This is a genomic window from Tessaracoccus sp. MC1756, from assembly GCF_014164735.1.
Taxonomy (GTDB): Bacteria; Actinomycetota; Actinomycetes; order Propionibacteriales; family Propionibacteriaceae; genus Arachnia.
In genome coordinates, this window is the sequence record NZ_JACJFZ010000006.1 from 23,007 (window position 1) to 47,946 (window position 24,940).

The 24,940-nt window shown below is 69.1% G+C and carries 14 protein-coding genes; 3 read left to right on the plus strand and 11 right to left on the minus strand.

What is annotated here, in order from left to right; genetic code table 11:
* Window positions 1-4: 4 nt before the first annotated feature.
* From H5393_RS12615 to H5393_RS12625, 3 genes are all read right to left on the minus strand, one after another.
* Window positions 5-10,285, minus strand: a complete 10,281-nt coding sequence (locus H5393_RS12615) for a calcium-binding protein (RefSeq protein WP_182766959.1) — start codon at window positions 10,283-10,285, stop codon at window positions 5-7.
* Window positions 10,286-10,619: 334 nt separating this feature from the next.
* Window positions 10,620-11,585, minus strand: a complete 966-nt coding sequence (locus H5393_RS12620) for an NAD(P)H-quinone oxidoreductase (RefSeq protein ID WP_182766960.1) — start codon at window positions 11,583-11,585, stop codon at window positions 10,620-10,622.
* Between the two features lie 33 nt (window positions 11,586-11,618).
* On the minus strand, window positions 11,619-14,483 hold the full coding sequence (locus H5393_RS12625) for a glycosyltransferase (protein WP_182766961.1): 2,865 nt from the start codon (window positions 14,481-14,483) through the stop codon (window positions 11,619-11,621).
* 77 nt (window positions 14,484-14,560) lie between these two features.
* Between H5393_RS12625 and H5393_RS12630 the strand changes: the two genes are divergently transcribed.
* Entirely contained in the window at window positions 14,561-15,220 is a 660-nt protein-coding gene (locus H5393_RS12630; protein ID WP_182766962.1) for a VOC family protein, read from the plus strand.
* Between the two features lie 54 nt (window positions 15,221-15,274).
* Window positions 15,275-16,342, plus strand: a complete 1,068-nt coding sequence (gene wecB / locus H5393_RS12635) for a non-hydrolyzing UDP-N-acetylglucosamine 2-epimerase (RefSeq protein ID WP_076062551.1) — start codon at window positions 15,275-15,277, stop codon at window positions 16,340-16,342.
* An 87-nt stretch (window positions 16,343-16,429) separates the two neighbouring features.
* Here the strand turns inward: wecB and H5393_RS12640 are convergent, their stop codons facing one another.
* Together H5393_RS12640 and H5393_RS12645 are read right to left on the minus strand one after the other, a co-directional pair.
* Window positions 16,430-17,719, minus strand: a complete 1,290-nt coding sequence (locus H5393_RS12640) for a nucleotide sugar dehydrogenase (RefSeq protein WP_182766963.1) — start codon at window positions 17,717-17,719, stop codon at window positions 16,430-16,432.
* Window positions 17,720-17,795: 76 nt separating this feature from the next.
* Window positions 17,796-18,554: a DUF6270 domain-containing protein gene (locus H5393_RS12645; protein ID WP_182766964.1), complete on the minus strand. Its 759-nt coding sequence runs from the start codon at window positions 18,552-18,554 to the stop codon at window positions 17,796-17,798.
* 175 nt (window positions 18,555-18,729) lie between these two features.
* Here H5393_RS12645 and H5393_RS12650 point away from each other — a divergent pair, with 175 nt between their 5' ends.
* A complete protein-coding gene (locus H5393_RS12650) occupies window positions 18,730-20,283 on the plus strand; it encodes a DUF6056 family protein (protein WP_182766965.1) in 1,554 nt (517 codons plus the stop codon).
* Window positions 20,284-20,391: 108 nt separating this feature from the next.
* Here the strand turns inward: H5393_RS12650 and H5393_RS12655 are convergent, their stop codons facing one another.
* The 6 genes from H5393_RS12655 to H5393_RS14935 form a co-directional block, all read right to left on the minus strand.
* Entirely contained in the window at window positions 20,392-21,381 is a 990-nt protein-coding gene (locus tag H5393_RS12655; protein ID WP_182767022.1) for a Gfo/Idh/MocA family protein, read from the minus strand.
* A gap of 2 nt (window positions 21,382-21,383) precedes the next feature.
* Entirely contained in the window at window positions 21,384-22,472 is a 1,089-nt protein-coding gene (locus H5393_RS12660) for a DegT/DnrJ/EryC1/StrS aminotransferase family protein (RefSeq protein WP_076062543.1), read from the minus strand.
* Entirely contained in the window at window positions 22,469-23,068 is a 600-nt protein-coding gene (locus H5393_RS12665; protein WP_182762870.1) for an N-acetyltransferase, read from the minus strand. Before H5393_RS12665 ends, H5393_RS12660 begins: the two co-directional genes overlap by 4 nt.
* A 99-nt stretch (window positions 23,069-23,167) precedes the next feature.
* Window positions 23,168-23,500 (minus strand): DUF202 domain-containing protein, encoded by a 333-nt coding sequence (locus tag H5393_RS12670; RefSeq protein ID WP_182762872.1) that lies wholly within the window; start codon window positions 23,498-23,500, stop codon window positions 23,168-23,170.
* A complete protein-coding gene (locus H5393_RS12675; protein WP_182766966.1) occupies window positions 23,497-23,859 on the minus strand; it encodes a YidH family protein in 363 nt (120 codons plus the stop codon). Before H5393_RS12675 ends, H5393_RS12670 begins: the two co-directional genes overlap by 4 nt.
* On the minus strand, window positions 23,856-24,932 hold the full coding sequence (locus H5393_RS14935; RefSeq protein WP_220488411.1) for a glycosyltransferase: 1,077 nt from the start codon (window positions 24,930-24,932) through the stop codon (window positions 23,856-23,858). Before H5393_RS14935 ends, H5393_RS12675 begins: the two co-directional genes overlap by 4 nt.
* Between the last annotated feature and the right edge of the window lie 8 nt (window positions 24,933-24,940).

The window sequence follows — 24,940 nt, forward strand, 5'->3', positions numbered from 1 at the left end:
ACGGTTACGGCTGGCAGGCCGGCATGTCGAAGTGACCCGGCGTGTTCGGGTAGGCAGGTCCTGCCGCCCGCTTCATGTCGGAGTTGTAGACCATCGCCGTCTCGGTGAAGGCGGAGGTGCCCTTCGTGGTCACATCCCCCACCGTCTGGCCGGCCCCGGCCGACCACGCCAGCTGGTGCACGAAGTCACGCACCGCCGGCGACATGACCCGCAGGTCGTTGAAGCCGCCGTAGGCCGCGTTGCAGTGCGAGTACAGGTTGAAGGCGCCTGTGGTGTCCATCAGCCGGTCACCGGAGTTCGGGCCGTTGGCCGTCACGTCACCCTGCAGCACGTCCCTGTCGAGGCCCCCGTAAAGCCAGTCCACGCCCTGGTGGTGCTGGTTGTTGGCGACATCGGCGTCTGCGGTGTCGGTCATCTCGAACCAGGCACACGGGTCAACGAGCTGTGCACCGAGATTGACCGGCCAGTCGCTGGTGGTGCAGCTGGCGAAGCCGCCGCGCGGCGCCCAGTCGATGATGTCCGAGCCGATGACGTCCTGCTTGGCCGTGTCCAGTTCGCCCGCGCCGCCGAAGACGAGGTCGACGAACCGGTCGTTGTCGCCCCGCGACGAGGCGTCGAACGCGCCGTTGGTGAGGCAGTCCGTCGTTGCGGCGTCGGCCAACGGGTCACACCCGCGGCCGCCCCACAGGACGTCCTCACCGTTGCCACCGAAGATCCGGTCTCCGCCGGAGTCGCCGTTGACCAGGTCGTCGTCAGCACCGGCGTCGATGACGTCGGAGCCCAGCCCGCCACGGATCCGGTCGCGGCCACCTTCCACCGTGCCCGGATGGGGCATCACGTTGGTGGTGCTGGAACCGAGCCACACGCCGCCGTTGGTGTCGTGCAGCAGGTCGATGCGTCGATCCAACACGCCCCGACGGAACCCGGTGAAGGTTTCGGCGGGCGGCTGCTTGAGCGACACCGTGAACCCTGCCGGGCCACGGTCGCCGTCGAGGTAGGTGGTCTTGACGCCGCCCCGGTCACCCAGGATCGCGTCGTCACCGGCCTCGCCGAACAGCTCGTCGCTGCCCAGTTCGCCGTAGACCTCGTCGTTGCCGTTGCCACCACGGATGGTGTCGTTGCCGTCCTGGCCCCAGAGGCCGTCGTCGCCGTCGTCACCGTAGATGATGTCGTCGCCGAAGGCGCCCACCGGCTCACAGGTGGTGCCGCTCGCGCTGCAGAACCTGGTCGTCGGCTCGCCGGAGGCCGGATCGGAGACCCGCACCGCGGTGGCACCCGAAGGCACTGCGCCGATCGGGTACCGCTCAGTGAACACGGCCTCGGAGAGCTCGCCCGGCATGCCCTGGAGCTTGCGCAGCAGGGTGCCGTTGTCGCCGATGACCACGTCGTCGGCGCCGTTGGCCTCGATGATGTCGCCCGTGTCGCGGAATGCGCGACGCGAGCTGCCACCGATGATGTCGTCCTGGCCGTCGGGTGCGCCCGGTCCCATCAGCTGGGCTGCGGCACTCGCCGAGCCCGGCCACCCGGGATCCGCCAGAACCGTGGCCCCGGGCGTCTTGGCCGACGCCTCACCGATCGGCAGGTCGCCGCGGATGGTGTCCGCGCCGCCGTTGCCCTCGATGTAGTCGCCGTCGCCGTCGCCGGAGATGACGTCTGCGCCGTCCTGGCCCCAGATGCCGTCAACGCCGTCGCCGCCGCTGAGGCGGTCGTCGCCGTAGCGGGTGGCCGCGCCACCGGCCGCGAGATCGAACCATTCGACCCAGCGTGCCGTGACCAGGCTGCCGCCGTCGGAGCCCATCCGCTTGAGCGCCGCGATGCTCGCCTCGCCGGTCGACGGACGCGTGATGCGCCCGTTGTCGCCCAGCAGTGCGTCGTCGCCGTCGCCGCCGAAGATGGCATCGGCCACGTCGGGTTGTCCGACGGTGGTGTCGCCAGTGCCGGACAGCGCCCAACTCGAGCCGCCGATGAGATCATCGTCACCGTCGTTGCCCTCGATCCAGTCGGTCCCGGCCCAGCCCTCGATGAGGTCTGCCCCGGCGTTGCCGATCAGGCGGTCATGCCCGCCCTGGCCCAGGATGACGTCGGTGCCGTCGCCGCCGTAGACCTCGTCCGCCCCTGAAGTGCCCGCCGTCGGCGCGTCGCCGAGGTCGAGCGGGACGATCGAGCGCCCATCGGTGATCCGGTTGCGCAGGATCTGATGGTTCTGCGCCAGCGGGACGACCGCGATGATGGCGTTGTCGCCGGCGATGAGGTCGTCGCCCTCTTCACCGAAGAGGCGGTCGCCGACGTCGGGTCGGCCGATGCCTGCGGAGGCCCGCTCCCACGAGCCGCCCACGATCATGTCGTGGCCGGCGCCGCCGAAGACGGTGTCTGCACCGTTGTTGCCTTCGAGGTGGTCTTCACCGCCCTGGCCGTACACCGTGTCGTCGTCGAGACCACCGAAGGCGGTGTCGTTGTCGTCGCCGCCCCAGACGGTGTCCTTGCCACCCAGCGTCGACGGCTGGTCCGTTGTCGCCAGGTCGACGGGCACGCTGAGCGCGGCCGCCGTGGCGTTGTCGCCGATCAACCGGTCACGACCCTGGTCGCCGTACAGCTGGTCGGCGCCGTCGGCCTTGCCTGCCGCCCTGGTGCCACCGACGACGAGGTCGTCGTCGTGACCACCCGAGGCCCAGTCATCGCCGGCGTTGCCCTCGATGACGTCCGCGCCGTTGCCGCCGTAGAGGAAGTCGTTGTCGGCGTTGCCGAACACGTCGTCCTCGCCGTCGCCGCCCCAGACGGAATCAACCCCTGCGCCGCCCCAGAGCTGGTCGTCGCCGCCCTGGCCGTCGAGCTTGTCGCTGCCGTGCTGGCCGCAGACCAGGTCGTTTCCGCCGCCTGCCTGCACGCGGTCGTCGCCGCCGCCCGCTGAGACGGTGTCGACGCCCTTCCCGCCGATGATGAAGTCGTTGCCGTCGCCGGTGGCGGCGGTCGTCGACTCTGCCACCGGGTCGGACACGACCGTCGCGCCGGCCTTGCACTGCTCGGCCTGGTTGAACTTGTCACCGTAGATCAGCGCGGCGCCGTCGCCACCGAACACGTGGTCGTTGCCGAGGCCGCCGACCAGCGTCTTGGTGTTGGGCGTCGCTCCCGGCGGGAGCGCGAGCGCGGTCACGCTGCGGAGGGGGCCGTAGGTGACGCCGTCGATGGTGTGCGGATCCACAGCGGGGTCCCCCACCACGGCGGGCTCTGCCGACAGGTAGTCGTCGCCCGGGCCGCCGTAGAGCTTGTCGGTGCCGAGGCCGCCGACGAGCACGTCGTTGGCGTCGCCGCCCACCAGCTGCGTGGACTGGTTGCTCAGCGAGCCGCTGGTCAGGTAGTCGACACCCTTGCTGCCCCAGACGAAGTCGTTGCCCTCGCCCGAGTTGACGATGTTGAACGTCGTCACGTCGGCGTCGTCGGAGCCGACATCGTCCACGCCGTAGTCGAGTTCAGCGCCGGTGAAGATCACGTCGTTGCCGGCCCCACCGTTGAGGCGGTCGTTGCCGTCGTCGCCGATGAGCCTGCTGCCCGTCGAGCTCAGCGTCGGCGTGTTGGTCGTCACCGAGATGGTGTCGTCGCCGGCGTTGCCGCGCACCTTGGTGGCGCCTAGACCGACGCGGATGGTGTCGCCGGCCCAGTTGTCGCCCTGGGCCTGGGTCGTCGGATCCTTCGCGGAGGCGTAGGCGATCACGGCCCCCACCGGGATGTCCGGCGGGTCGCTCTCGGCGTCCACTGCCTTGACGGTGGTGAGCGCAGAGGTGTTCTGGGTGAACGCCAGGGTGGCGTCGCCGGCCACCTTGTTGTCGCCGTCACCGACGGTGATGTTGTCGGCACCAGCGCCACCGGCGACCCACGCCTTGGAGACGAGACCGTTCACCGTGAGTCCGGTGTCCACCGTGGTGATGACGTCGTCGCCACCGGCGCCGTCGATGTACGCCGGGCCGTTGCCCGCCGTGATCTGGTCGGCGGATCCGGTGCCCTTGACGACGACCTCACGGTCGAACGCCGTGGTTGCCGGCGGCGGTGCGCCCTCAGGAGTGACCTCCGTCTGGCGCTGGCCGTCACCGCTGAACGTCAGCTTCATCGGCACAGGACTGTTGGTGCCGTCCACGACGACGCGCTTGATGCCCGGGTCGTGGAACTCACGCGTGATGCCGAGCATCTGCACCTTGATGCCGTCGTAGGCGCCGTCGGTGCCGTCGATGTTGGCCGTGGTCTGCGCGTAGTGGAGCTGCGTGACCTTGATGACCTCGGCGTCGCCGTCAGCCTTGGCGCCCCACGGGGCGCCGCGGTAGGAGTCCGTGCCGAGCTTGCCGGTGAAGACGTAGAGCGTGTCACCCACCACGCCGCCGACGTTGGGCGGAGGCGGCGAACAGTCCACCTTCACGGTGAAGTCCAACAGGGTCAGTTCCACCAACCGCACCGAGAACGACACGGAGAAGATGCTCACGCCGATCTTGATGTTGAGTTGCAGGAACAGATAGACCCGGCCAGACATCTGGAACAGACACAACGGGTTGACCACCAGTGCCTGGACGAATTCCGTCAGCCTGAACTTCCCGTCGTTGTTCGGATCGTTCCAGTAGAGGCCGACGGTGAGACCCAGCCCACCCTCGACGCCCACGGACACGACCAGGACGCTGACCATCGCGCCGGCGGCGATCTCGCCCTTGAGCGTGACCACCGGGAGCGGCTTGCCGTTCTCGTCATTGGTGTCGAAGTAGAGACCGTCGAGCACGCTGACCGCGAGCTCACCCGCGGAGGCGGTGTCGCGCATCTCGATGGCCTTGCGGATGCCGTAGGTGTCCATGCCGGCCCGGATACGCGCCGTGATCGACGCCGAACCCGACAGGGTCAGCAGCACCGGCGGCGGTGCGTAGACCGGTCCGAACTCCTGGCTGAAGGCGAAGCCCAGCGTCAGGTTGCCGGAGTCGAACTTGACGATGTCGATGTCGCCGCCCATCAGCAGGGCGAACGCCTTGGTGGGTTCCTGGAAGATCGGGAACGTGATGCCGGCCTCATTCGCCTTGCCTGCGGGCGCCGATCCCCCCGGAACGGTGAAGGTGGCGGGCGCGGACCCGTCGGCCTTCCCGTTGAGATCCGACAGCAGGGTGGCGTTCGGCACGCCACCGGTGATCAGGCTGCCGGCCACGTCCGGGGTGAGCGTCGTGTCGAGCGCCTCGTCGCCGAGCACGTCGAAGCTGCCGATCGTCACCCAGCAACTGGTGGTGCACTTGGGCAGCGAATTGAGCAGCGTGATCACGTTCGTGATGCGCTTCACCATGGTGAGGTCGGGTCCGTCAGCGAGCGTGCTGAACGTCTCCGCGAGGGTGAACAGGCTGATGTCGCCACCGCCTGCGGCCTTGCTGACGTCGGACAGCACCGGCAGCGGCGCGTAGAGCGCGTCGATGATCGGCTGGATGGGCCCCGTGACGCTCTTCACCTTCTCCAGGATGGGGCCGAGGATGTCCGAGAACACCTTGCCGGCGTCGATCTGGAAGTCGTTGAACGCGATCGTCGGGGTACCGACGCTGGACCGCAGCGAACCGCCGTCGTTGTCGGCGGAGATCGTCCAGCCCAGCTCGAAGTTGACCTTCACACCAGGCAGGAGCGAGTCGTCGCCGTCGATCTCGATCCGGGACTCGATATCCCAGTCGATGGTGACAGCGGCGCCGATCGACACTGCGAACAGGTCTCCCATGGCGGCCGTGCTGAGATCGGCGAACGTCAGCTTGGCGCTGTCGCTCGGCGCACACAGGGCGTCAGTGGCGGCGAAGCAACTGCCGGTCTGCCCGGGCTTGTGTAGATCCACCTTGAAGTGGCCGGTGAACACCTCAGGCGCCCCGGCCGAGGTGATGTCCACGCCGATGAAGGCGAGCTTCGCCTCCACCTTGGCGGGCATGGTGACGTTCAGCTCGACGCCGAGTTCGGGGCTCGCCACGGCGTTGCCGTCGACGGTGTCCCAGCCGTCCTGCGTGGCCACGTAGAAGCCGTCGTTGAGGTTCAGGCCCACCTTCAGGTGGAGCGCGAACTTCGCGCCCACGCTGACGGTGCTCTGACCGCTCGCCGGGTCAGCCTTCAGGGACAGGCCGGGGATGCCGATGTCCAGCGGACGCGACGCGCCGGTGAACTCATCGCGCACTGTCACCTCGAGCGTGACCCCGCCCACCTGGTTGGCGGGGCAGTCGATCAGCTGGGGCTTCTCGAGGACGAGGGTGTAGGCGGCCGCTGTGGCCGTCCCGTTGTCGGTGTAGGTCAGAGCGGAGCCCACGTCGAAGAGGAACATGAACTCGGCGTCGGTGGAGAGCTTGCGCAGCACCTTGTAGCCGGTCGCTCCCGCGACAGCAGTCCAGTCCAGCTTCACGCCCACGCTCGCGGACAGTGCAGCCTGCTCGACGGAGGCCACGCTGCTCGCGACGGTGTCCTCCTTGGCATCCGCCGGGCCCTGATAGGCGACGACGCGGTACTCGTACGTCTGCTTCACGGCGTCCGCCGCCGGAACAGGCACGGCCACTGCCGTCAGGCCCGTAGCCGGCTCCAGGAACGCCTTGCACTCCAGGCCGACCAGCGGGGACACCGCTTGGAGGCCGGCTGCGGTGAGCTTCTCGTCGAGGCGCTTGTTGACCTCTGCCACCCAGTCCTTGGGGCTGAAGCTGGTCAGGCCGCCGAGCACCTCATTCTTCAGCGTGGTGCGCAGCGTGCCGAGGAAGTCGGCGCCCTGCTGCAGGTCCTTGCCGACGAGCGGCAGCTTGCCCTCGAACGAGGCCGCCCGCAGTGCCACCTCAGCTGTGGCCAGGTAACTGTCGAGGCCGTGCTCGAACTGGCCGAAGTCCAGCACCGCAGCGGCGATGCGCGCGGCGAGATCAGCCGGGATGTCGAGCTGTTTGAGCGCGTCGTCGGGCGCGGGCAGGTTGCCGCTGGGCAGCAGGTCGGCCAGGTTGGACGAGCGCGGCAAGCGCACCTTGAGGGCGCCCACGGAGGTGTAATCGCTCACGCCCTTGGCGAAAAGCGGCACGTTCGCACACGCCATCAGGGGGGTGGTGATGCCGGTCTCACAGGTGACGTTCTGAGTGGTCATGCCCGTGGGGTTCAGCTTCACGCCGGCGCCCGCCATGAACGTCGCCCAGTCCACCGGAGTGTTCGCCGTGGCGCCGTCGACGCCGATACGCACGCCGAGATCCACGGCCACCTTGGCCTTCTCGGCGCCTTCCGCGCCGGACGGGTCACCCAGCGACAGCGACAGCGGGCCGAGGGTGCCGGTGAGAACACCCTCGCCGGAGGCGTTGGCGTGCACCGAGATGCTGGAGTCCTCCATCACCTTGAAGCCCGGATCCGCAGTGCTGAGTGGCACCAGGATCCCGACGTTGACGGAACCCGTGACGCCGGCCTGCGCCTGGCCGGTCGCCTTGACCGTGACCACGTCGCCGAGCGCGCCGAGGTCCACTGCGATGGGGGTGTCGGTGCGGTAGCTGCGGTTCCAGGCCACCTTCAGCACGAGGCTGGCCGGCGCCGGCGCCGTCCCGGGCACGTAGGCCACCGAGAGCGGTGTGCCGCCGAGCCTGGAGTTGAGTTGCGTGACTAGGTCCTGGATGGTGTCGGGGTTGTTGGCCACGAGCCAGTCGACGGCGTCGAGCAGCGCGGCGCGAGCGGTGTAGCGCGTGCCGGCCACCGGGGTGGCATCCCAGTTCTTGACCATGGTCAGGGTGGTGCCGTCATCGCTGACCGACTCCACGATGTTGACCTGCGTGCCGACGGTGATCGCGCGGCCCACCATGGCTTGGGTGAACTTGGCTGCCGCAGTGGTGCGGGTGCTGTCGACGAGGGTCTTGGCGCCGTAGCTGACGCCCTTGTCGCCGTTGGCTTCGTCGCTGAGCACCAGGTCGCGCAGGGAGCGGCCGATGCCCGGCAGCTTGGTGGTGTAGGCGCCGGTGGTGTCCTGGGCGGGGTCCGCCTCGGCGATGTTGTGCACCAGCGTCTGCAGCTGCTTGATCACCATGTTGAACAACGCCTTGGGGTTGTCAACGGAGAAATCGAGCGAGGTGAGCTTCGAGAAGTTCGGTGCGGTGAAGACGAGGGTGTCGGGGTCGGTCAGATCCGTCCAGTTGAGGGTGAACGTCACGTCGTTGCCGACGAAGCCCTCGAGCTCCGGCACGGTGATGCTCGCCGTCGCCTTGGCGCGGATGTTGATGTCGGGGGTCAGCACGGCGCCGGGATCGGTCACGAGCATGCTGACGAGCTTGCTGAGCCGGATGTCGTGCTGCGCATCGCCGATGGGTTTCAGCGCCATCGAGACCATGGGGTCGGTGCCGGTGTCGCTGCACGCGTCGTTCTGGCTGGAGCGGCACATGACGAGGTCGCCCTTGATGTTGACCTTGAAGAAGCCGGCACGGGCCTGCATGTCGATCGTCGATTCGATCGGGAAGTCTGCGGTGTAGATGGTGGAGCCGGTCCGCAGCATCACCCGGTCGGTGGGCAGCGGCCATTCGTCGACCTGCATCTTCATGCCCGCGACGGTGGTCTCGTACGGGCAGGGCTGACCTGCCTTGTCCGCCGGCGCGCAGGCGATGCCCGTCACCGGGTCGTTCAGGTCGAGCACGACGGTGATGGTGGCCTTGTGGGTGGCGCTCACCACTGCCGCACTGGCTTCGGCGTTCGCGCCGAGGATGCCCGCGCCGTCGTCGTTGGTGAGCACATCGGCGAACGTGATGGCGCCGGTGCGCTCCTCCGGGCCCGAGATCACCCAGTTAACGGTGCCGGTGGGCGTGGTGGGTGCCCAGTTGCCGGTGAGGGTGATGGAGTTGTCGGTGTTGCTGGCGATCTCGCCGCCCGATGAGCCGGCGACGACCCGACGTCCGGACAGGTCCTGGCCCGCCCAGGGGGTGCCGGAAACGGTCATGGTGGTGTCGGTGAAGGTGCTGCTGGTGCCCGAGAGGTCCTGTGCGGCCTTGTCGAGGTTCCCGGAGGCCGTGCCCGAGAACTCCAGCGGGATGACGAACTTGTTGTTGGTGGAGTCCCAGCTGACCGTGCCGAGATCGAGGCTGGCGTTGAGCTTGGTCAGGAGGTCCTGCAGCGAGCTGAACTTGGGGGTGCCCAGCCTCGCCGGGTCACCGTCGGACCAGACGTTGTCCGCGAGGAAGGCCTTCAGCGGTTCGGCGATGGCGATGACGTCGGCCAGGGTCCCGCGCATGAAGGGCAGGTCCAGGTTGCCGGTAGGCACGCCACCGGAGTCGTAGTTGCGCTGCTGGATCGCGTTGATGGCGGTGATCACGCGGGCGAGCCCGTCGGCGAGGTTCTGGAGGTTCATGTTCTGGAACTTGCCGAGGGTGGCGTCGAAGCCGGTCGCGGTGACCTGCGGCGCGCCCTGCGTGATGTCGGGCCAGTCGACGGCGACGGTGGCGTTCACCTTCGTCGGGAAGCCCGGGATGGTCACGGACGTATCGGCGCCGAGGGTGAACTCGCCGGAGATGGAACTCTCGCTGTCCACATCGAGGTCTGCCTGCACGAGGCCCTCGAGCGAGCCGGCCGCGGCCAGCTCAGCCTGGTTGCCCACGAAGGCGAGCTTGCCGTCGTTGTTGGGGTCGTTGAAGGTGGCCACGGTGTGGTGTTCGACCGAGAGGTCCGAGTCGGGCAGCGTCACGCCCAGGATGCCGACGGCGGCCTTGGCGTTGGCGGTCACGGTGGCGGTGACGTCGATGTCGAGGCGGGGCGACCGGGTTGTGGGGGCGGTGTCATGGATCATCCACACCCCGCCGCTGCCGTCTTCCTGGATGCTGAACTTCAGCTGGGCCGTGACCGCGGCGGAGACGCCGCCGGTGACGGAGAGGTCGACGCCGGTGGCGGCGTCGGCGAGGTGGAGGTCCAGGCCGGTGACGGTGCGGTTCACGGTCGCCGTGAAGTCGACGCGCCAGCCGGCGCCGACCTGCGTGGCGTTCGTGATCAGCGTGCCGCTGCGCCCGTCAGGAAGCGTGAGGGGGAAGGTGCCCGTGGTCAGGTCGGTGAAGTTCTCGACGCCCGACAGGGTGTCGACGACCACCTTCTGGATGAGGTCGTCCACACCCAGCAATGCCCCCGGCGACGACGTCACCAGGGGCAGCGGCAGCGCCAACGCACCTACCGTTCCGAGGTCCTCGGACCAGGTGGCCAGGTTCCCCGTGGGGTTCGTCGACAAGAACCCCTTGATGTCGGCAACCCCTTCTTCAGGGGCCGCCCAGGCCCTGTTGAGGGAGGCTGCGAAGAACCCGCTGAGAAGGACTGCAATGGCGATCATCCACGCCAAGGGTCGACGAATGCTGACTTGTTCCATGACTTCTTCCCCAAGAATTGATTAGGCACGGCGGAACGCACGGAGGCACCCGCAGTCGGGCCTGAATGTACGGGGGCTGCGTCCTGCCTCCCCCTGGCCAGCACTGGCTGAGGCCGACGCTAGAACAGTCGTTACGGAAAGGTCAATAGGTGGGGAATTCGGCCTGGAGTCGGCACTGTGACACGCGCGCCATAGGTGCGGTGATTCGCCTAGCCCAAGGCTGTTTGATCATGAAACAAAGGCTGCCGAGCCAGTTTGGAAACGGTTCTGTACCTCGGCGTGTCGTCAACTCCGGGGGTCAGTGGACCAGCACGATTTTGCCCACATTGTCGCCTCCGGCGAGCTTTTCGTGGGCGGTGCGCACCTCGTCGAAGGGAATGCGCGTCTCTGGGGAAAGTTTGATTCGGCCGTCATTCAACATCGGCCATACCTGCGCCTCCACGGCGGCACAGATCTCCGCCTTTTCCGTGTCCGGCCGGAAGCGCAGCGAGGTGGCGGTGATGCTCGCCTGCTTGGAGAGGAGCGCGCCCAGGTTGAGCGTCCCCTTCACCCCGCCCTGCAGGCCGATGACGACGATGCGGCCCCGCTTCTTCAGGGCCTTGACGTTGGCCTCGAGGTACTTCGCGCCGATGATGTCCAGGATGACATCGGCACCGCCGGTGGCCTCCCGGAGTTCCGAGACCCAGTCGCCGTGGTAGTCGAACGCGAAGTCCGCCCCGTGGTCCCTGCAGTGCTGGAGCTTCGCTTCGCTGCCCGCGGTGGCGACGACGACGGCGCCCAGCGCCTGGGCGTACTGCGTGGCGAAGGTGCCGATGCCGCCGGCGCCACCATGGGCGAGGAACACCTCACCGTGGGCCAGGTTCCCCACGCGCAGGTTCGACAACACGGTGGCCGCCACTTCCAGCACCCCGGCCGACGAGACCAGGTCCACTCCCGGCGGGGGCGAGATGAGCTGGCCCTCCGGCGCGACGAAGAACTCCGCGTAGCCGCCGCCTGCCAGCAGCGCCACCACCTCGTCACCCCGCTTCCAGCGCTCGACGCCTTCGCCCACCTCTTCCACGACACCGCTGGCCTCGAGGCCGATGATGTCGGTGATGCCGGGAGGGGGCGGGTAGTGGCCCTGGCGCTGCAGGAGATCAGCCCGGTTGACGCCGGAGGCGACCGTACGCACCAGCACCTCGCCAGGGCCGGGGGTGGGCTTCGCCGCCTCGCCGATGTTCAGGACGTCGACATCTCCGGGGGCCTCAACGATGACAGCGCGCATGTGTTCCACCCTAACGCGCAGCGGACGGCCGCGTCAGCCCTCCCTGTCGACCACCTCGGTGACCGTCATCGGCGGGAAGTCCGGCCCCGGTTCCGTATGGATGAAGCCGGTCAGCCGGTCGTAGAGACCCAGGATCCGCGGCTCGAGGTGCTGCCAGGTGCGCTCCGCGGCCTTCTCCGCCAGCAGCTCGGCGGGCACCGGCGACTCCAGGTTCTGCCGCACCGCGCGCAGGTAGTCGGCCAGGTCGCCGCTGCGGAACACCGTGCCGGTGCCCTCACGCCGGGTGAACGCCCGCATGGCGGCCGCGTCGGCGTGCACCAGCGGCAGGCGCGCGTGGAGGTACTCGAAGAGCTTGTTGGGGAGGGCCAGATCGTGGTTCGGCGACCCCTTGGGGATGGCCGAGACGGCGACATCCGCGCCGCTCAGGTAGTACGCCAACTCGTGCTGGTCCACCGGGGGCGCGAAGTGCAGGCGACTCTGGGCCACCCCGGCGACATCGGCCACCTTTCGCAACTCGGCCTCGCGGGGGTGCGGGTACGGAACCGCCACCAGCGCCAGGTGCACGTGCTCCGGGAGCTCCGCCAGGCCCCTGATCAGCAGGTCCAGGTTGCGGGCCCGGCTCAGGACCCCCGAGTACACGAGCAGCTGAACGTCGTCGCCCAGGCCGAGCGCCTCCCGCACCGTGCGCGTGCCGACGAAGGGGTACTCCACCGGATAGTGCAGCGCCACCGTCGGGCGCCGCGGCAGCCGGAACCTGGCCTTGAGGTCGTCTGCGAGGGGTTCGGCGACGGTGAGCACACCGTCGGCGTGCACGATGCCGGCCGCCTCCGCGTGCACGAGCATCTCGTGCCGCGCGCGGGCGCCCCGTTCGACGGCGGGGAGGCCGGCCCAGTTCTCGCGGGCGTCGTAGACCATCCGCACCTCGGGGCCGAGCCGGCGCAGCGCGACGCGGGCCGCGTCGAACACGTACGGGTGGTGGACGTGCAGCACATCGGGCTTCAGGCTCACGAGCAGCTGCGCGAGGGTGCCGGTGTGCGCCTCGATGATGGCCTCGGGGCGCTGCGACGGCGGGGTCACCAGCGCCCGGACCCGCGCGGGGGCGTCGCGCTGCAGTTTGGCGACGAGGCGCTCCGGCAGCGAGGTGGGCTTCGGCGGTGCGGCCGGCGCATTCTGCAGGGGCACCCGGATGATCCGCACGTCGTTCATGACGGCCTCGCCGGGGGCACTGCCAGGCTGCTCCACCGACACGATCGAGACGCGGTAGCCGCCGCGGCTCAGGGTCTGGGCGATCTTCTTGGCGCGGGTGTCGATGTCGACCGGGGCGTGCCGGAACAGCACCACGTGCGGCGGTTCGACGGCGGAGCCCGGCGCGCGGAAGGGCGCCTCAGCGGGCGTGATCCGGGCCCGGCCGCTGCGGGGGTCCGTCTCCGTGAGGATGGCGAGCCTGGAGAACTCCTTCAGGATGACCGCTTCGTTGTGCTGCCAGGAGTACCGCTCGGCGAGCGCCGCGAGGTGCTCGGCCGGCACGGGGGCCGCCAGCGCGGCCGTCAACTGGCGGCCGAGGTCCTCCGCGTCATGCGAGCGGAACACGCGGCCCATGCCGTTGTCGGTGACGAACTGCGCCAGCAACTTGGCGTCGGACGTGACGAACGTGAGGCCGGCGTGGAGGTACTCGAACAGCTTGTTGGGCATGGCCTGGTCGTGGTTCGGCGACCCCCCGGGCATGGGGTGGACGGCGACATCCGCGCCGCTGAGGTAGTGGATCAGCTCGCTCTGGTCCACGGCGGGCACGAAATGGATCCGGTCCGCCACGCCCAGCCCCTCGGCCTGCTCCATCAGCTCCGGCTCCATGGGATGCGGCAACGGCATCGTGACGATGGCCAGATGGGCGTCGGTCGGCACGTGCGCCATGGCGTCGATCAGGGTGTCCATGCCGCGGGCGCGGCTCATCACGCCGGAGTAGACGATCAACGGCGTGCCGTCGTCGACCCCTGCCGCCTCGCGGACGGTGCGGGGACCGGTGGGCTCCGCCAGCACCGGGTAGTTGCGCAGCTCGATGGCAGGGCGCTCCAGGGCGTACTGCTCCGTGACGATGTCGGCGATCTGTTGGTTCACCGACGTGACGTGGTCTGCGAAGGGCATGAAGCGACGCTGCAACTCGAGCAGCGTGCGGTGGGCCACGATGTCGCCGATCTCCTTGTCCGGGAGGCCGGTGAAGTTCTCGCGGATGTCCAGCGAGACGCGGACGGGGTGGCCGGCGGAGCGCAGGGCGTCGAGCGCCTGCCACGCGGCGGGGAGCACGTTGGGGTGGTGGGCGTGCAGGATGTCGGGCCGCAGCGAGATCAGCAGATCCGTGAGGGTGTAGGCCGTGTGGTCCGCGATGGGCAGCGTGGTGGCGAGGTCGAGGTCGCGGTAGAGGTCACGGTGCGCGGCATCGGGACGCAGCGGCGCCGTGACCGTGTCGAGCGCCCACCCCACGCGGTGGGCCACGCGTCGGCCGAGCCGGCCGGCGACGAAGGGTGCCATCTGGGCCGTGAGCTTCGCGTAGTGCGCGGCGGCCTTGGCCGAGGCCGCGTCAGCACCCTTGACCCGCTCGGCATAGATCCCGCGGCGGCGACGCAGCGCGCGCACCTGCTCGACGGCCGGGTCCGGCGCATTCGGATCCGTCGGCACCGATTTCAGCAGCGACTCCTTGGGCCGGAACGCCAGCGGCACCCGGATGACCCGGATGGCGTCGTCCAGCAGGAACTCCTCGGACGTCCCGCCGGCGGGTTCCAGGGAGATGATGATGGGCTCGAAGCCTCCCCTGTGCAGGGTGCCCGCGATGCGCTTGGCGCGGGAATCGAAGTCGACGGGGGCGTGCCGGAACAGCACGACACGGGGCTTGCGGTCTGACACTGGGTGCCCCTTTCTGCAGGGAGACGAGCCACCGCAACTCTACAGACACCGGCACCCGCCCCGGCTTATCGTGTGGCATGACGAAACTCACCAGACACGATGCCAGTGAGCAACTGCCCCAGTGGCGCTACCTCCTCGGCCGGATGCACCTCCTGGTCGACGCCGGCTCGTTCGACGAGGCCCTCAGCTTCGTGAACGCCGTAGCGGCACTGGCCAACGAGCACGACCACCATCCGGAGATCGACGTGCGTTACAACCGCGTGCACCTCGCGGTCGCCAGCCACGACGTCGGCGCCATCACGGACCGCGACGTGCGGTTCGGCACCGCCGTGACCGAGCTCGTCCGTGAGCGGGGCTTCACGTCGGAGCCCGGCAGGCTGGCGCAGCTCGAGATCGCCATCGACGCCCTCGACATCCCGACGGTGGCCGCCTTCTGGCAGGCCGTCACCGGCTGGGACCTGGACGACGACGCCCTCACGGATCCGGATTTCATCGGTCCGCCCATCTGGTTCCAGCAGATGGATGAGCCCCGCTCGCAGCGCAACCGGATCCACCTCGACCTCACCGTCGCCCACGACGAGGCCCCGGCCCGGCTGAAGGCGGCCACCGACGCGGGTGGCACCATCATCAACGACACCGAGGCGCCCAGCTTCTGGGTGCTCGCAGACCCGGAGGGCAACGAGGTGTGTGTCTGCACGTGGGAGGGCCGCGACGCGTGGACGACCTCCGACACCTGACACCCCCGTCGCGGGTGCGCCGGGACCGCACGGCGCTGTGCCAGACTGGAGCGCGTGAAGTTCATGAGCGTCGTCGGTGCCCGTCCCCAGTTCGTCAAGCTCGGCCCCATCGTGCGGGCCGCCCAGCAGCATGACGACGTGGAACACATCATCGTGCACACCGGGCAGCACTACGACCCGCTGCTGTCAGATGTGTTCTTCCGGGATCTCGGCATCCCCGCCCCCGACGCGCACCTGGGCGTGGGCTCCGGCACCCACGGCCGCCAGACCGGCGCGATGCTCTCCCAGATGGACGGCGTGCTGGAGGAGTACCAGCCAGACTGGGTGTTGGCCTACGGCGACACCAACTCCACCGCCGCCGCCGCGATGGCGGCAGTCAAGATGCACGTCAAGCTCGCGCACCTCGAATCGGGCCTGCGGTCCTTCAACCGGCGCATGCCGGAGGAACACAACCGCATCATCACGGACCACCTCTCTGATCTGCTGCTCGTGCCGACGCAGGTGGGCATGGACAACCTCGCCAAGGAGGGCCTGGCCAACCGGGCGCTGCTCGTCGGCGACGTGATGACCGACGTGTGCCTGGCCACCCGGGACGCAGTCGCCAACGACGCCCCGCAACTGCCCCAGGGCGTGGACCCGGAGCAGCCGTTCGCGCTGGCCACCATCCACCGCGCCGACAACACCGACGACCCCGAGCGCCTCCGCGCCATCCTCAGTGCGCTGAAGGCCGCCCCGGTGCCCGTCGTGTTGCTGGCCCACCCGCGCCTCGTGGCGCTGGCCAAGAAGCACGGCCTGGCGCTGTCGAACGGCTCGCTGTTCGCCGTCGAGCCGCTGGCCTACCCGCAGATGGTGCGCGCCGTCATGGCCGCCGCAGGTGTGGTCACGGATTCGGGTGGCCTGCAGAAGGAGGCCTTCCTCCTCGGCACGCCCACCACCACGATCCGCACGGAGACCGAGTGGACCGAGACCATCGACAGCGGGTGGAACATCCTCGACCCCGAACTGACCCAGCTCTCCGACGTGATCGTCCGGCCCGCCCCCACCACGGACCTGGGCCAGCCCTACGGCGACGGCCACGCCTCCGAGCGGGTCATCGAGGCGCTCCTCAACTTCGCCGGCTGAGGCCAGCCCGCCTCACGGTTGGGAGCCCCACGCCCAAAAAACGATCACCCGGCCTGGATCAGGCCGGGTGATGTCGTTGGTGTGGGATCAGCCGAGGCCGATGACCCGGATGTCGACGCCGGGGAAGTCCACCGGGTCGAGGCTGCGTCGCCCGTCGACGATGGCGCTCACGCCAGGCAGGTCTTCCTTGGTGAGGGTGCGGTACTCGATGTGGTCCGTCTGAACGACCGCGTAGTCCGCCTCTTCGCCCAGGTGGTAGGGCGCGAAGCCGTACTTCGCCAACTCCTCGTCGGTGTACATCGGGTCGTGGACGCCCACCTCGGCGCCGCGCTCGCGGAGCTCGGCGACCACCGGGAACACCCCGGAGAACGCCGTCTCCTTCACGCCGCCGCGGTACGAGGCGCCCAGCACGGCGACGCGCTTGCCGCTCAGGTCACCGGCCACATCGGCCAGCATCGAGACGGCGTACGCGGGCATCGCTGCGTTGGCCTTGCGGGCGGTCTCCACGACGGTGGCGTCGGGATCCGTCCACAGGTACAGGCGCGGGTAGATCGGGATGCAGTGCCCGCCCACGGCGATACCGGGACGGTGGATGTGGGAGTAGGGCTGCGAGTTGGAGGCCTCGATGACCTGGTAGACGTCGATGCCGCTCTTACCGGCGAACTTGGCGAACTCGTTCGCCAGGCCGATGTTCACGTCGCGGTAGGTGGTCTCCGCCAGCTTGGCCATCTCTGCGGCCTCGGCGGAACCCAGGTCCCACACGCCGTTGCCGCGCGGCAGGTCCGGGCGCTCGTCGAAGCTCAGCACCGCCTCGTAGAACTCCTTGGCGAGCCGGGCGCCCTCCTCGGAGAGGCCACCGATCAGCTTGGGGTACTTGCGCAGGTCTTCAAACACCCGGCCGGTGAGCACCCGCTCCGGGGAGAACACCAGGTGGAAGTCGAGGCCTTCCTTGAGGCCGGACCCCTCCTCCAGCATGGGCTTCCAACGGTTGCGGGTGGTGCCCACGGGAAGGGTGGTCTCGTAGCTGACGAGCGTGCCGGGCTTCAGGCCGGCGGCGATGGAGCGCGTGGCGTTGTCCATCCACTCGAAATCCGGGATGCCTTCGGCGTTGACGAACAGCGGGACCACCACGACGACGGCGTCAGACTCCGCCACGGCCGCGCTGGTGTCGGTGGTGGCGCGCAGCCGGCCGGCGGGCACCAGCTCGGAGAGCTTCTCCTGCAGGTGCGCCTCACCCGGGAACGGCTCGGTCGCCTGGTTGACCAGGTCCACGACGCCCTGCTGCACGTCCGCACCGATGACCTCGTGGCCCGCGTCAGCGAACTGCACCGCGAGCGGCAGACCAATCTTCCCCAGCGCAACGACGGTGATCTTCACCTGAGATTCTCCTCACCATTCAGCATTCCGGCCCTCGCCGAACACAGCCCACAGCCTACAGCGTCAACAACGGCGGCTATGCAGCAGCCGTCACTGGCCCGTCATCGAGAGTCGGCGCGGGAAGGGCCTCAAGAATGGTGTCGCGCAGCCAGTCGTGGGTCTCCTTTGCATAGTGGAACGGCGACGCGCCCCACTTGTGCTCGTCGTCGGAGATCACGAGTTCGTCCGGGATCCGGGCGCTCGGCATCCCGCCGTCGCGGAGGAAGGCGTAGTAGATCGAGTACTTGGCCAGCACGATCTCGGGGCTCCAACCCGCGTAGGGCTTGACTGGGGTTCCGGTGATCGTGGTCGTCGCGAACGGGGTCTCCACCAGCAGTGTGCGCTCCAACATGCCCAGCGAACTCAGCTTCTCCAAGAGGTGCCGCGCAGCCGGCTTCCACAGCTCGAAGTGTTCCCTGGTGCCGAGCTTGAGCCGGGGCGCCGTATCGAACAGTTCGCCGAGCAGCCCGCTCCTGTTGAGGTAGGGCGTGCGGGTGGCATAGGTGCCGCCAGGCAACTCGATCACACCGAGGCGCTCCACCAGGAGGTCCATCACCAGGAGGTCGGTCTGCTCATGCACCTCTTCGATCCGGCCGAAGAGGGAAGAGGTCAGGTCGCCCGCCATCTGCCGATCTTCGAAGCCCGCTGGTTCGAAGCCCGCCGGGAGTTCGGCCGGCGGCGAGGCGGCACTGATGAGAGACTGACGTGCCACGTAACCGGTCAGCTCGTGCTCGTGCTGCAGTTGTTCGAAGGTGTCGCGGATGACGCATCCACCCGACATGAAGATCCCCGCCATCGACCGGCCCGCTCCTTTTCGGCCGGCGCACGCCGGATCCGCTCGCGACACCATATCTGTTGTTTCCCCGGACGGGTGCCTTCGCCCCTCTTTTGCGCGGTGTAGGGCATGAACCGGCAGTGCCGCGGTCCCTGTCCGGGTTAGCCTTCAGCAGTAGCGACGAAGGGGGCCCGCCATGGCAACGGAACCGACGCTGGTGCGTCGAGGCAGGTTCGAGCCGGCGACGTGGACCATTGCCGGTCTCGCCGTGCTGAGTTACCTGGCGTGGTGGTGGCTCTTCCGGAGTTGGTTCCTCGCGGGCGACGATTACGCCTTCCTCGCCGAACCGGGCCGGCCGTATGGCCAGTTCACCGCCCAGTACTGGTGGGATTCGCTCGTCGACGACTGGGGGCGGCGCAACGGACGGGTGTCCGACGCGGTGCTCAGGCTCCTGCTGAGGCCCGGCATCTGGTTCTTCCCGCTGTTCGCGCCCGCCATGCTGACCGGCACCGGTCTCGCGCTCGGCTGGGCGGCCTCCCGCGGCCGGCCCCCCGGCGCCCCGAGAGCCTGGATCTACGCCGCCGGCCTGGGCACGATCTCTGGTGTGTGCTGGCTCGTGCCGGGCATCTTCGGCGACGGGATCTTCTGGGCGGCCGGCGGCGTGAACTACGTGGCCCCGTTGGGGATGTTGGCCGTGTGTATCGCTGTCTACGCCCATCTGCTGCGGGGCGGCAGGATGGGGTGGCCGTTCGTCTTGGCCGCCGCTCTGCTCGTGGCGCTCACGGACGCCATGCAGGAGGTGTCGTCCGGGGCGGGCATGATCCTGGCGGTGGGTGTCGTGCTCGTTGCCGGCTTCCGGCTGAGCGCCAAACTGTGGGTCCTCGTCGGCGCGGCGATGATCTCCTTCGCGGTGCACATGAGTTCGCCAGGACTGTGGAACCGCACAGGACAGGTGGTTCAGGATTCCCCGTTGGCGGAGCAGATCCTGCACGGATCGGCGGTGTCGTCGTCCATGCTGCTCAGCCGGTCCTGGCCTCTGTGGTTCGCCCTGGTGGCGTTGCTGGCTGTGGCAGCGGTGCACCCCTCGACGGGCCGCCGTGCCACGGTGTGGCTCTCCTCGGCAGCGTACGCCGCAGGCGCCTTCTTCGCGGTCGCCGCTGCGTACCGGGTCCGCGTCCCCTCCCTCGCGACCGCCGAGTTCCCGGAACGCTACACCTGGCTGGTCGTGCTCCTGTTCGTCCTCATGATCGCCACCGTCGCGCTGGTGGGGTTGGCGCTGCTCGCCGGCACTTCCCTGCTGGGCACCCCGGCGGTCTTGGCGTGGGCGGCGTTCGCCGGGTCCTGCATCTTCGTCTTCGCCTCCGGGGTCGCCAACACCAGGGTCCATCTCGTGCCGTTGTGCCTGCTGGCCCTGACCGTGTTGTCCTGTCTGGCCGCCATCGTCGTGACCCGACAGAGGAGTAAGTACCTGGCCGTGCTGACCGCCGCGGCGCTCCTCGTGCCGTCCGCCGTCTGGTTCGACGCGACGCGTCGGGGGCTCGGCCAGAACGAACGCTTCGTGGCCAACCGCATCGTCGCGCCCATCGAAGCCGCCCGGGACGCCAGCGGGCCGACGGAGGTTCGCATCCCGTACAAGCTCCCCCGGCCCGATCTCACCTACCCGCGCGCGTTCGTCTCGGGTTACCTGCGCACCCTGCACGTCTACTACGACCTGCCTGACAACGTCACCCTGGTACCCGAAGAGGGCTGACGCGAGGCTGTACCCCAGCGGCGGGCACAGCACGAGGGCGACCCCCACTGTTCTCACAGCGGGAGTCGCCCTCGGTGCAGCGCCTCTGGCGCCGGTGTTCAGATTAGTTCAGGAAACGGAGATGAACTGGCCGGTCTTGCCCGATTCGATCATGGCCTCGCACACCTCGACGACGCGGGCGCCCTGCTCCATCGTCACGATGTCCGCCTCCTTGCCCAGCACGGCGTCGCGGAACTGCTCGTGCTCGGTGCGCAGCGGCTCCGGCTTCGCGATGGCGTAGCGGGTGACGTCGCCTTCGGAGACACCGCGGAACTGCGCGATGTCGGCCCAGGTGGTCTGGACGTTGCCGTTGGCGTAGAACGTCAGGTCGGCGGTCAGAGTGTCCGCAACGAACATGCCCTTCTCGCCGGTGACGATCGTCAGGCGCTCCTTGGTGGGCGTCAGCCAGTTGACCAGGTGGTTCGACATGAGCCCACCCTCGAGCTGGCAGGTGGCCGAAACCATGTCTTCGTATTCGCGGCCGGTCTTGCTCATGGTGCGGGCGGCGACCAGTTCGTACTTGCGCTGGGTCACCCAGGCGGTGAGGTCGATGTCGTGGGACGCCAGGTCCTTGACGACGCCGACATCGGCGATCCGGGCCGGGAACGGGCCCTGACGGCGGGTGCAGATCTGGTACAGGTCGCCCAGGTCGCCGCGCTCGAGCCGCTTGCGCAGCTCCTGCAGTGCCGGGTTGTACCGCTCGATGTGACCCGTGGCGCCGATCAGGCCCTTGGCAGCGAACGCCTCAGCGAGACGCTTCGCGGCACCGGTGTCTGCCGCCAGCGGCTTCTCCACCAGCGCATGCACGCCGGCCTCCGCCAGCGCCAGGCCGATCTCCTCGTGGTACCGGGTGGGGGTGGCCACCACGACGTAGTCGAGCTTCTGCTCGATCAGCGCGTCGATGCCGGGCAGCACCTCCAGGTCACCGGCGACGGAGAACGGGTCCCCCGCCGGATCCGCCACTGCCACCAGGTCGACACCGTCGATGGAGCGCAGGTTGCGGGCGTGGTGACGGCCCATGGAGCCCAGGCCGATCAGGCCCGCTCGAAGGTTCGCCACTGTCATGCACCGGCCTTGGCGAGCGTGTTGACGGCGGTGACGATGCGCTCGAGGTCTTCCTGCGACAGCGACGGGTGCACGGGCAGCGAGAGGCACTCCACGGCGGCCTGCTCGGTGTTGGGAAGCTCGACGTCGGCCTGGAACGGCTTGAGGCGGTGGTTCGGCACGGGGTAGAACATGCCCGAGCCCACGTTGTACTCGTCTTTCAGCGCCTTCGCCAGCTCGTCGCGGCCCTCGGCCACCCGCACGGTGTACTGGTGGTACACGTGCACCGCACCCTCGAGCACCGGCGGCACGACAACACCCTCCAGGTTCGACGACAGGAACGCGGCGTTGCTCTGCCGCTGCTCAGTCCAGGCGCCGACCTTCGTCAGCTGGACGCGGCCGATGGCGGCGTGGATGTCGGTCATGCGGTTGTTCAGGCCCACAACCTCGTTGTGGTACTGCTGCAGCATGCCCTGGTTGCGGTAGAGACGCAGGTTGCGCTCAATCTCGTCGTTGGCCGCCGAAACCATGCCACCCTCACCGGAGGTCATGTTCTTGGTGGGGTACAGCGAGAACATGCCGAACGTGCCGAACGCACCCACCGGCGTGCCGTTGAGCGAGGCGCCGTGCGCCTGCGCGGCATCCTCGAACAGCATCAGGCCGTGCTTGTCGGCGATGGCCTGCAGTTCGACCATCTTCGCGGGGTGACCGTAGAGGTGCACCGGCATGATCGCCTTGGTGCGCTCCGTGATGGAGGCCTCCACCGACGCGGGGTCCAGCGTGAAATCATCCAGCGCGATGTCGGCGAACACCGGAGTGGCGCCGGTCAGCGCGACCGAGTTGGCCGTCGCGGCGAAGGTGAACGACGGGACGATGACCTCGTCGCCGGGGCCGATGCCGGAGCTCAGCAGGCCCAGGTGCAGACCCGACGTGCCGGAGTTGACCGCCACACAGGCACGGCCCAGACCGAAGTGGGCCGAGAACTCCTCCTCGAAGGCCTTGACCTCAGGGCCCTGGGCGAGCATGCCCGAGCGCAGCACGCGGTCGACCGCCTCGCGCTCCTCATCGCCGATGATCGGCTTGGCCGGTGGGATGAAGTCGTTCACTGAGAAACCTCCACGAGAGTGTTGTCGTCTTGTTCTTGATATTTGTCGCCGGTCTGGGGGCACACCCACAGGCCTTCGGTGTCACCCTGCTCGAGCGGCACGCCGGCGCGGCCCACCCAGCGGATACGCCGGGCCGGGACACCGGCCACGAGCGCGAAATCCGGTACGTCCTTCACGACGACGGCACCGGCCGCAACCATGGCCCAGCGGCCGATGGTGACGGGCGCGACGCACACCGCGCGCGCCCCGATGGAGGAGCCCTGCCTGCAGGTCACGCCCACCGGCTCCCAGTCGTCGCCGCGCTTGAGCTTGCCTTCGGGGTCGATGGCGCGCGGGTAGTAGTCGTTGGTGAACACGACCGCGGGACCGACGAAGACCCCGTCCTCCAGCACGGCCGGCTCGTAGACCAGGGCGTAGTTCTGAAGCTTGCAGTTGTCACCCATCTGCACGCCGGTGCCGACGTAGGCGCCGCGTCCGACGATGCAGTTCTCACCGAGGACGGCCTTCTCACGCACCTGGGCCAGGTGCCAGATGGAGGAGCCTTCTCCGATGGTGGCGTCGGGTGAGACGTCCGCCGAATCAACAATGCGAACCATGCTTGGGTCCCTTCGAATATCGCTGCAAGCGAGCATACAGAATGCGCGTCCGGGCCGGACATCGGGCCGCGCCCAGTGGGCCGCGGCCCCGGCGCGCCACTAGCGGGCCGCCGGGCCGACGAGGGTCAACGCGAGCACGATGAGACCCCCAGTGGCGACGGCGAGGGCCAGCGCGGCCGGCAGGACCCCGTCGGGCAGCTTCACCACGCCGGAGGTGAGCGACCGGTGGGTGTACCGGTACCGCCGACGCGAGGCCGCCCCGAGCGCCAGTGCGGTGAGGATGCCGGCCCCGCCCAACAGCCACGCCCATACGCCCACCGTCTGGGCCGCGATGCGGGCGTAGACCAGGGCGCCGAGGCCGAGGGCCAGGGACGTCCGCTGCCACGCCAAGCCGGTGCGTTCCGGCTGGAGACCGGGGTCGTAGACGCTCATGCCAGGAGGAGGCCGGCCAGGATCAGGACACCCACCAGCGCGACGATGATGGCCACAGGCAGGGCGAAGAACGCCGTCGGCAACGGCTGCGCACTGCGGAGGGCCTTCTCGTAGCGCGCCCAGCTCCACCAGGCCATCGGTGCGCCGGCCGTGCCGGCGACGAGCAGCACGATGGAGGCCGCCATGCGGAAGCCGCTGTGGATACCCGGCCCCAGCACCTCCAGCGCGATGCCAGCCGCCAGAAGGGCGAGGGAGGTGCGGATCCAGGCGAGGAAGGTGCGTTCGTTGGCCAGCGTGAACCGCGCGTCCGGCTCCTGGCCGGTGTCGTAGACGAAGCTGGGGAAACGTGGCCGGGTCATGGCGTCAGTATGCCCGCGAGCTTGCCGATGCGGACCGCCGCCTCATCGTACGGGCTGGGCCGCTGGCGGAGTTCCTCGCCCGCGGCGCGGGCGTTCGCGACGAGCGCCGCCCGGTGGTCGGCCTCGGCGGCGAACCTGCGGAGGGCCGCGACGGCGGCGGGCACGCCGTCGACGATCACTCCGGCGCCGGTCCCCTCCACCAGTTCCCGCACGCGGGGCAGCGGCGTGGCGACCGTGGGCATGCCCATGGCGAGGTACTCGTACACCTTCGACGGCATGGCGTCGCGGAAGGCCGGGGTGTCGGCGAGGAGGCACAGACCGACGTCGGCGCCGGCGGCGATGCGCCAGGATTCCGCGGGGGGTTGCCGGTCGTGCCAGGTGACGGTGCGCGCATCCCGGCGGGTGAGCCGCTCGTCGAGCCAGGCGCGGTCCGCCGCGGCGACGGGGCCGACGAGGTCGAGGTGCCAGGGCGTCGGGTCGTCGACAGTGGCCGCGACCGCCTCGACCATGTCGCGGAGGCCCCGGGTGGTGCGGTTGTCGCCGATGTAGACAGCTCTGCGGTAGCCCAGGGTGCTGTCACCGGGAACCGCCGGCATCGGGGGCAGCAGCGTCACGTCCGGGACGTTGCGCATCACGAAACGACGGGGAGCGTGGCGCGGCGGCACGTGGTCGTCGGCGACCAACACCAGATCCGCGCGGGTGATGATCCGGTTGAGGAGGGACACAGCGCCGCGCAGCACGGCGAGCAGCGGCTTGGGCACCCACGCCCTGTCGCGCAGCAGCTCCCGGTAGTCCTCGTGGACGTCGGCCACCCAGGCACGGCGCAGCACCCGCGACGACACCCAGGCTGAGAGCGCGGTGTCGGGGTCGATGGTGATCAGCACGTCGCAGCGGGCCTGCCAGGGCCACAGCAGTGCGCGGAGGCCGCGCTGCACCTTCCCCGCCGGTCGGGCACCTGCCCCGGTGGAGGACAGTCCGCGCACGCGCACCCGGCAGCCGGCGCGTTGCAGTGCTGCCACGGTGCGGTGCAGGCGGGCGTCGGCGACGTCGTGCCCCGTCGTGACGATCGCCACGGTGGGGG

Bases quoted from the DNA above. Each gene is read 5' to 3' on its own strand.
- H5393_RS12645 (WP_182766964.1), bottom strand. From the start codon at position 18,554: ATGGCGGGGATCTTCATGTCGGGTGGATGCGTCATCCGCGACACCTTC.
- H5393_RS12675 (WP_182766966.1), bottom strand. From the start codon at position 23,859: ATGACCCGGCCACGTTTCCCCAGCTTCGTCTACGACACCGGCCAGGAG.
- H5393_RS12630 (WP_182766962.1), top strand. From the start codon at position 14,561: ATGACGAAACTCACCAGACACGATGCCAGTGAGCAACTGCCCCAGTGG.
- H5393_RS12615 (WP_182766959.1), bottom strand. From the start codon at position 10,285: ATGATCGCCATTGCAGTCCTTCTCAGCGGGTTCTTCGCAGCCTCCCTC.
- H5393_RS12665 (WP_182762870.1), bottom strand. From the start codon at position 23,068: ATGGTTCGCATTGTTGATTCGGCGGACGTCTCACCCGACGCCACCATC.
- H5393_RS12650 (WP_182766965.1), top strand. From the start codon at position 18,730: ATGGCAACGGAACCGACGCTGGTGCGTCGAGGCAGGTTCGAGCCGGCG.
- H5393_RS12670 (WP_182762872.1), bottom strand. From the start codon at position 23,500: ATGAGCGTCTACGACCCCGGTCTCCAGCCGGAACGCACCGGCTTGGCG.
- H5393_RS12620 (WP_182766960.1), bottom strand. From the start codon at position 11,585: ATGCGCGCTGTCATCGTTGAGGCCCCCGGAGATGTCGACGTCCTGAAC.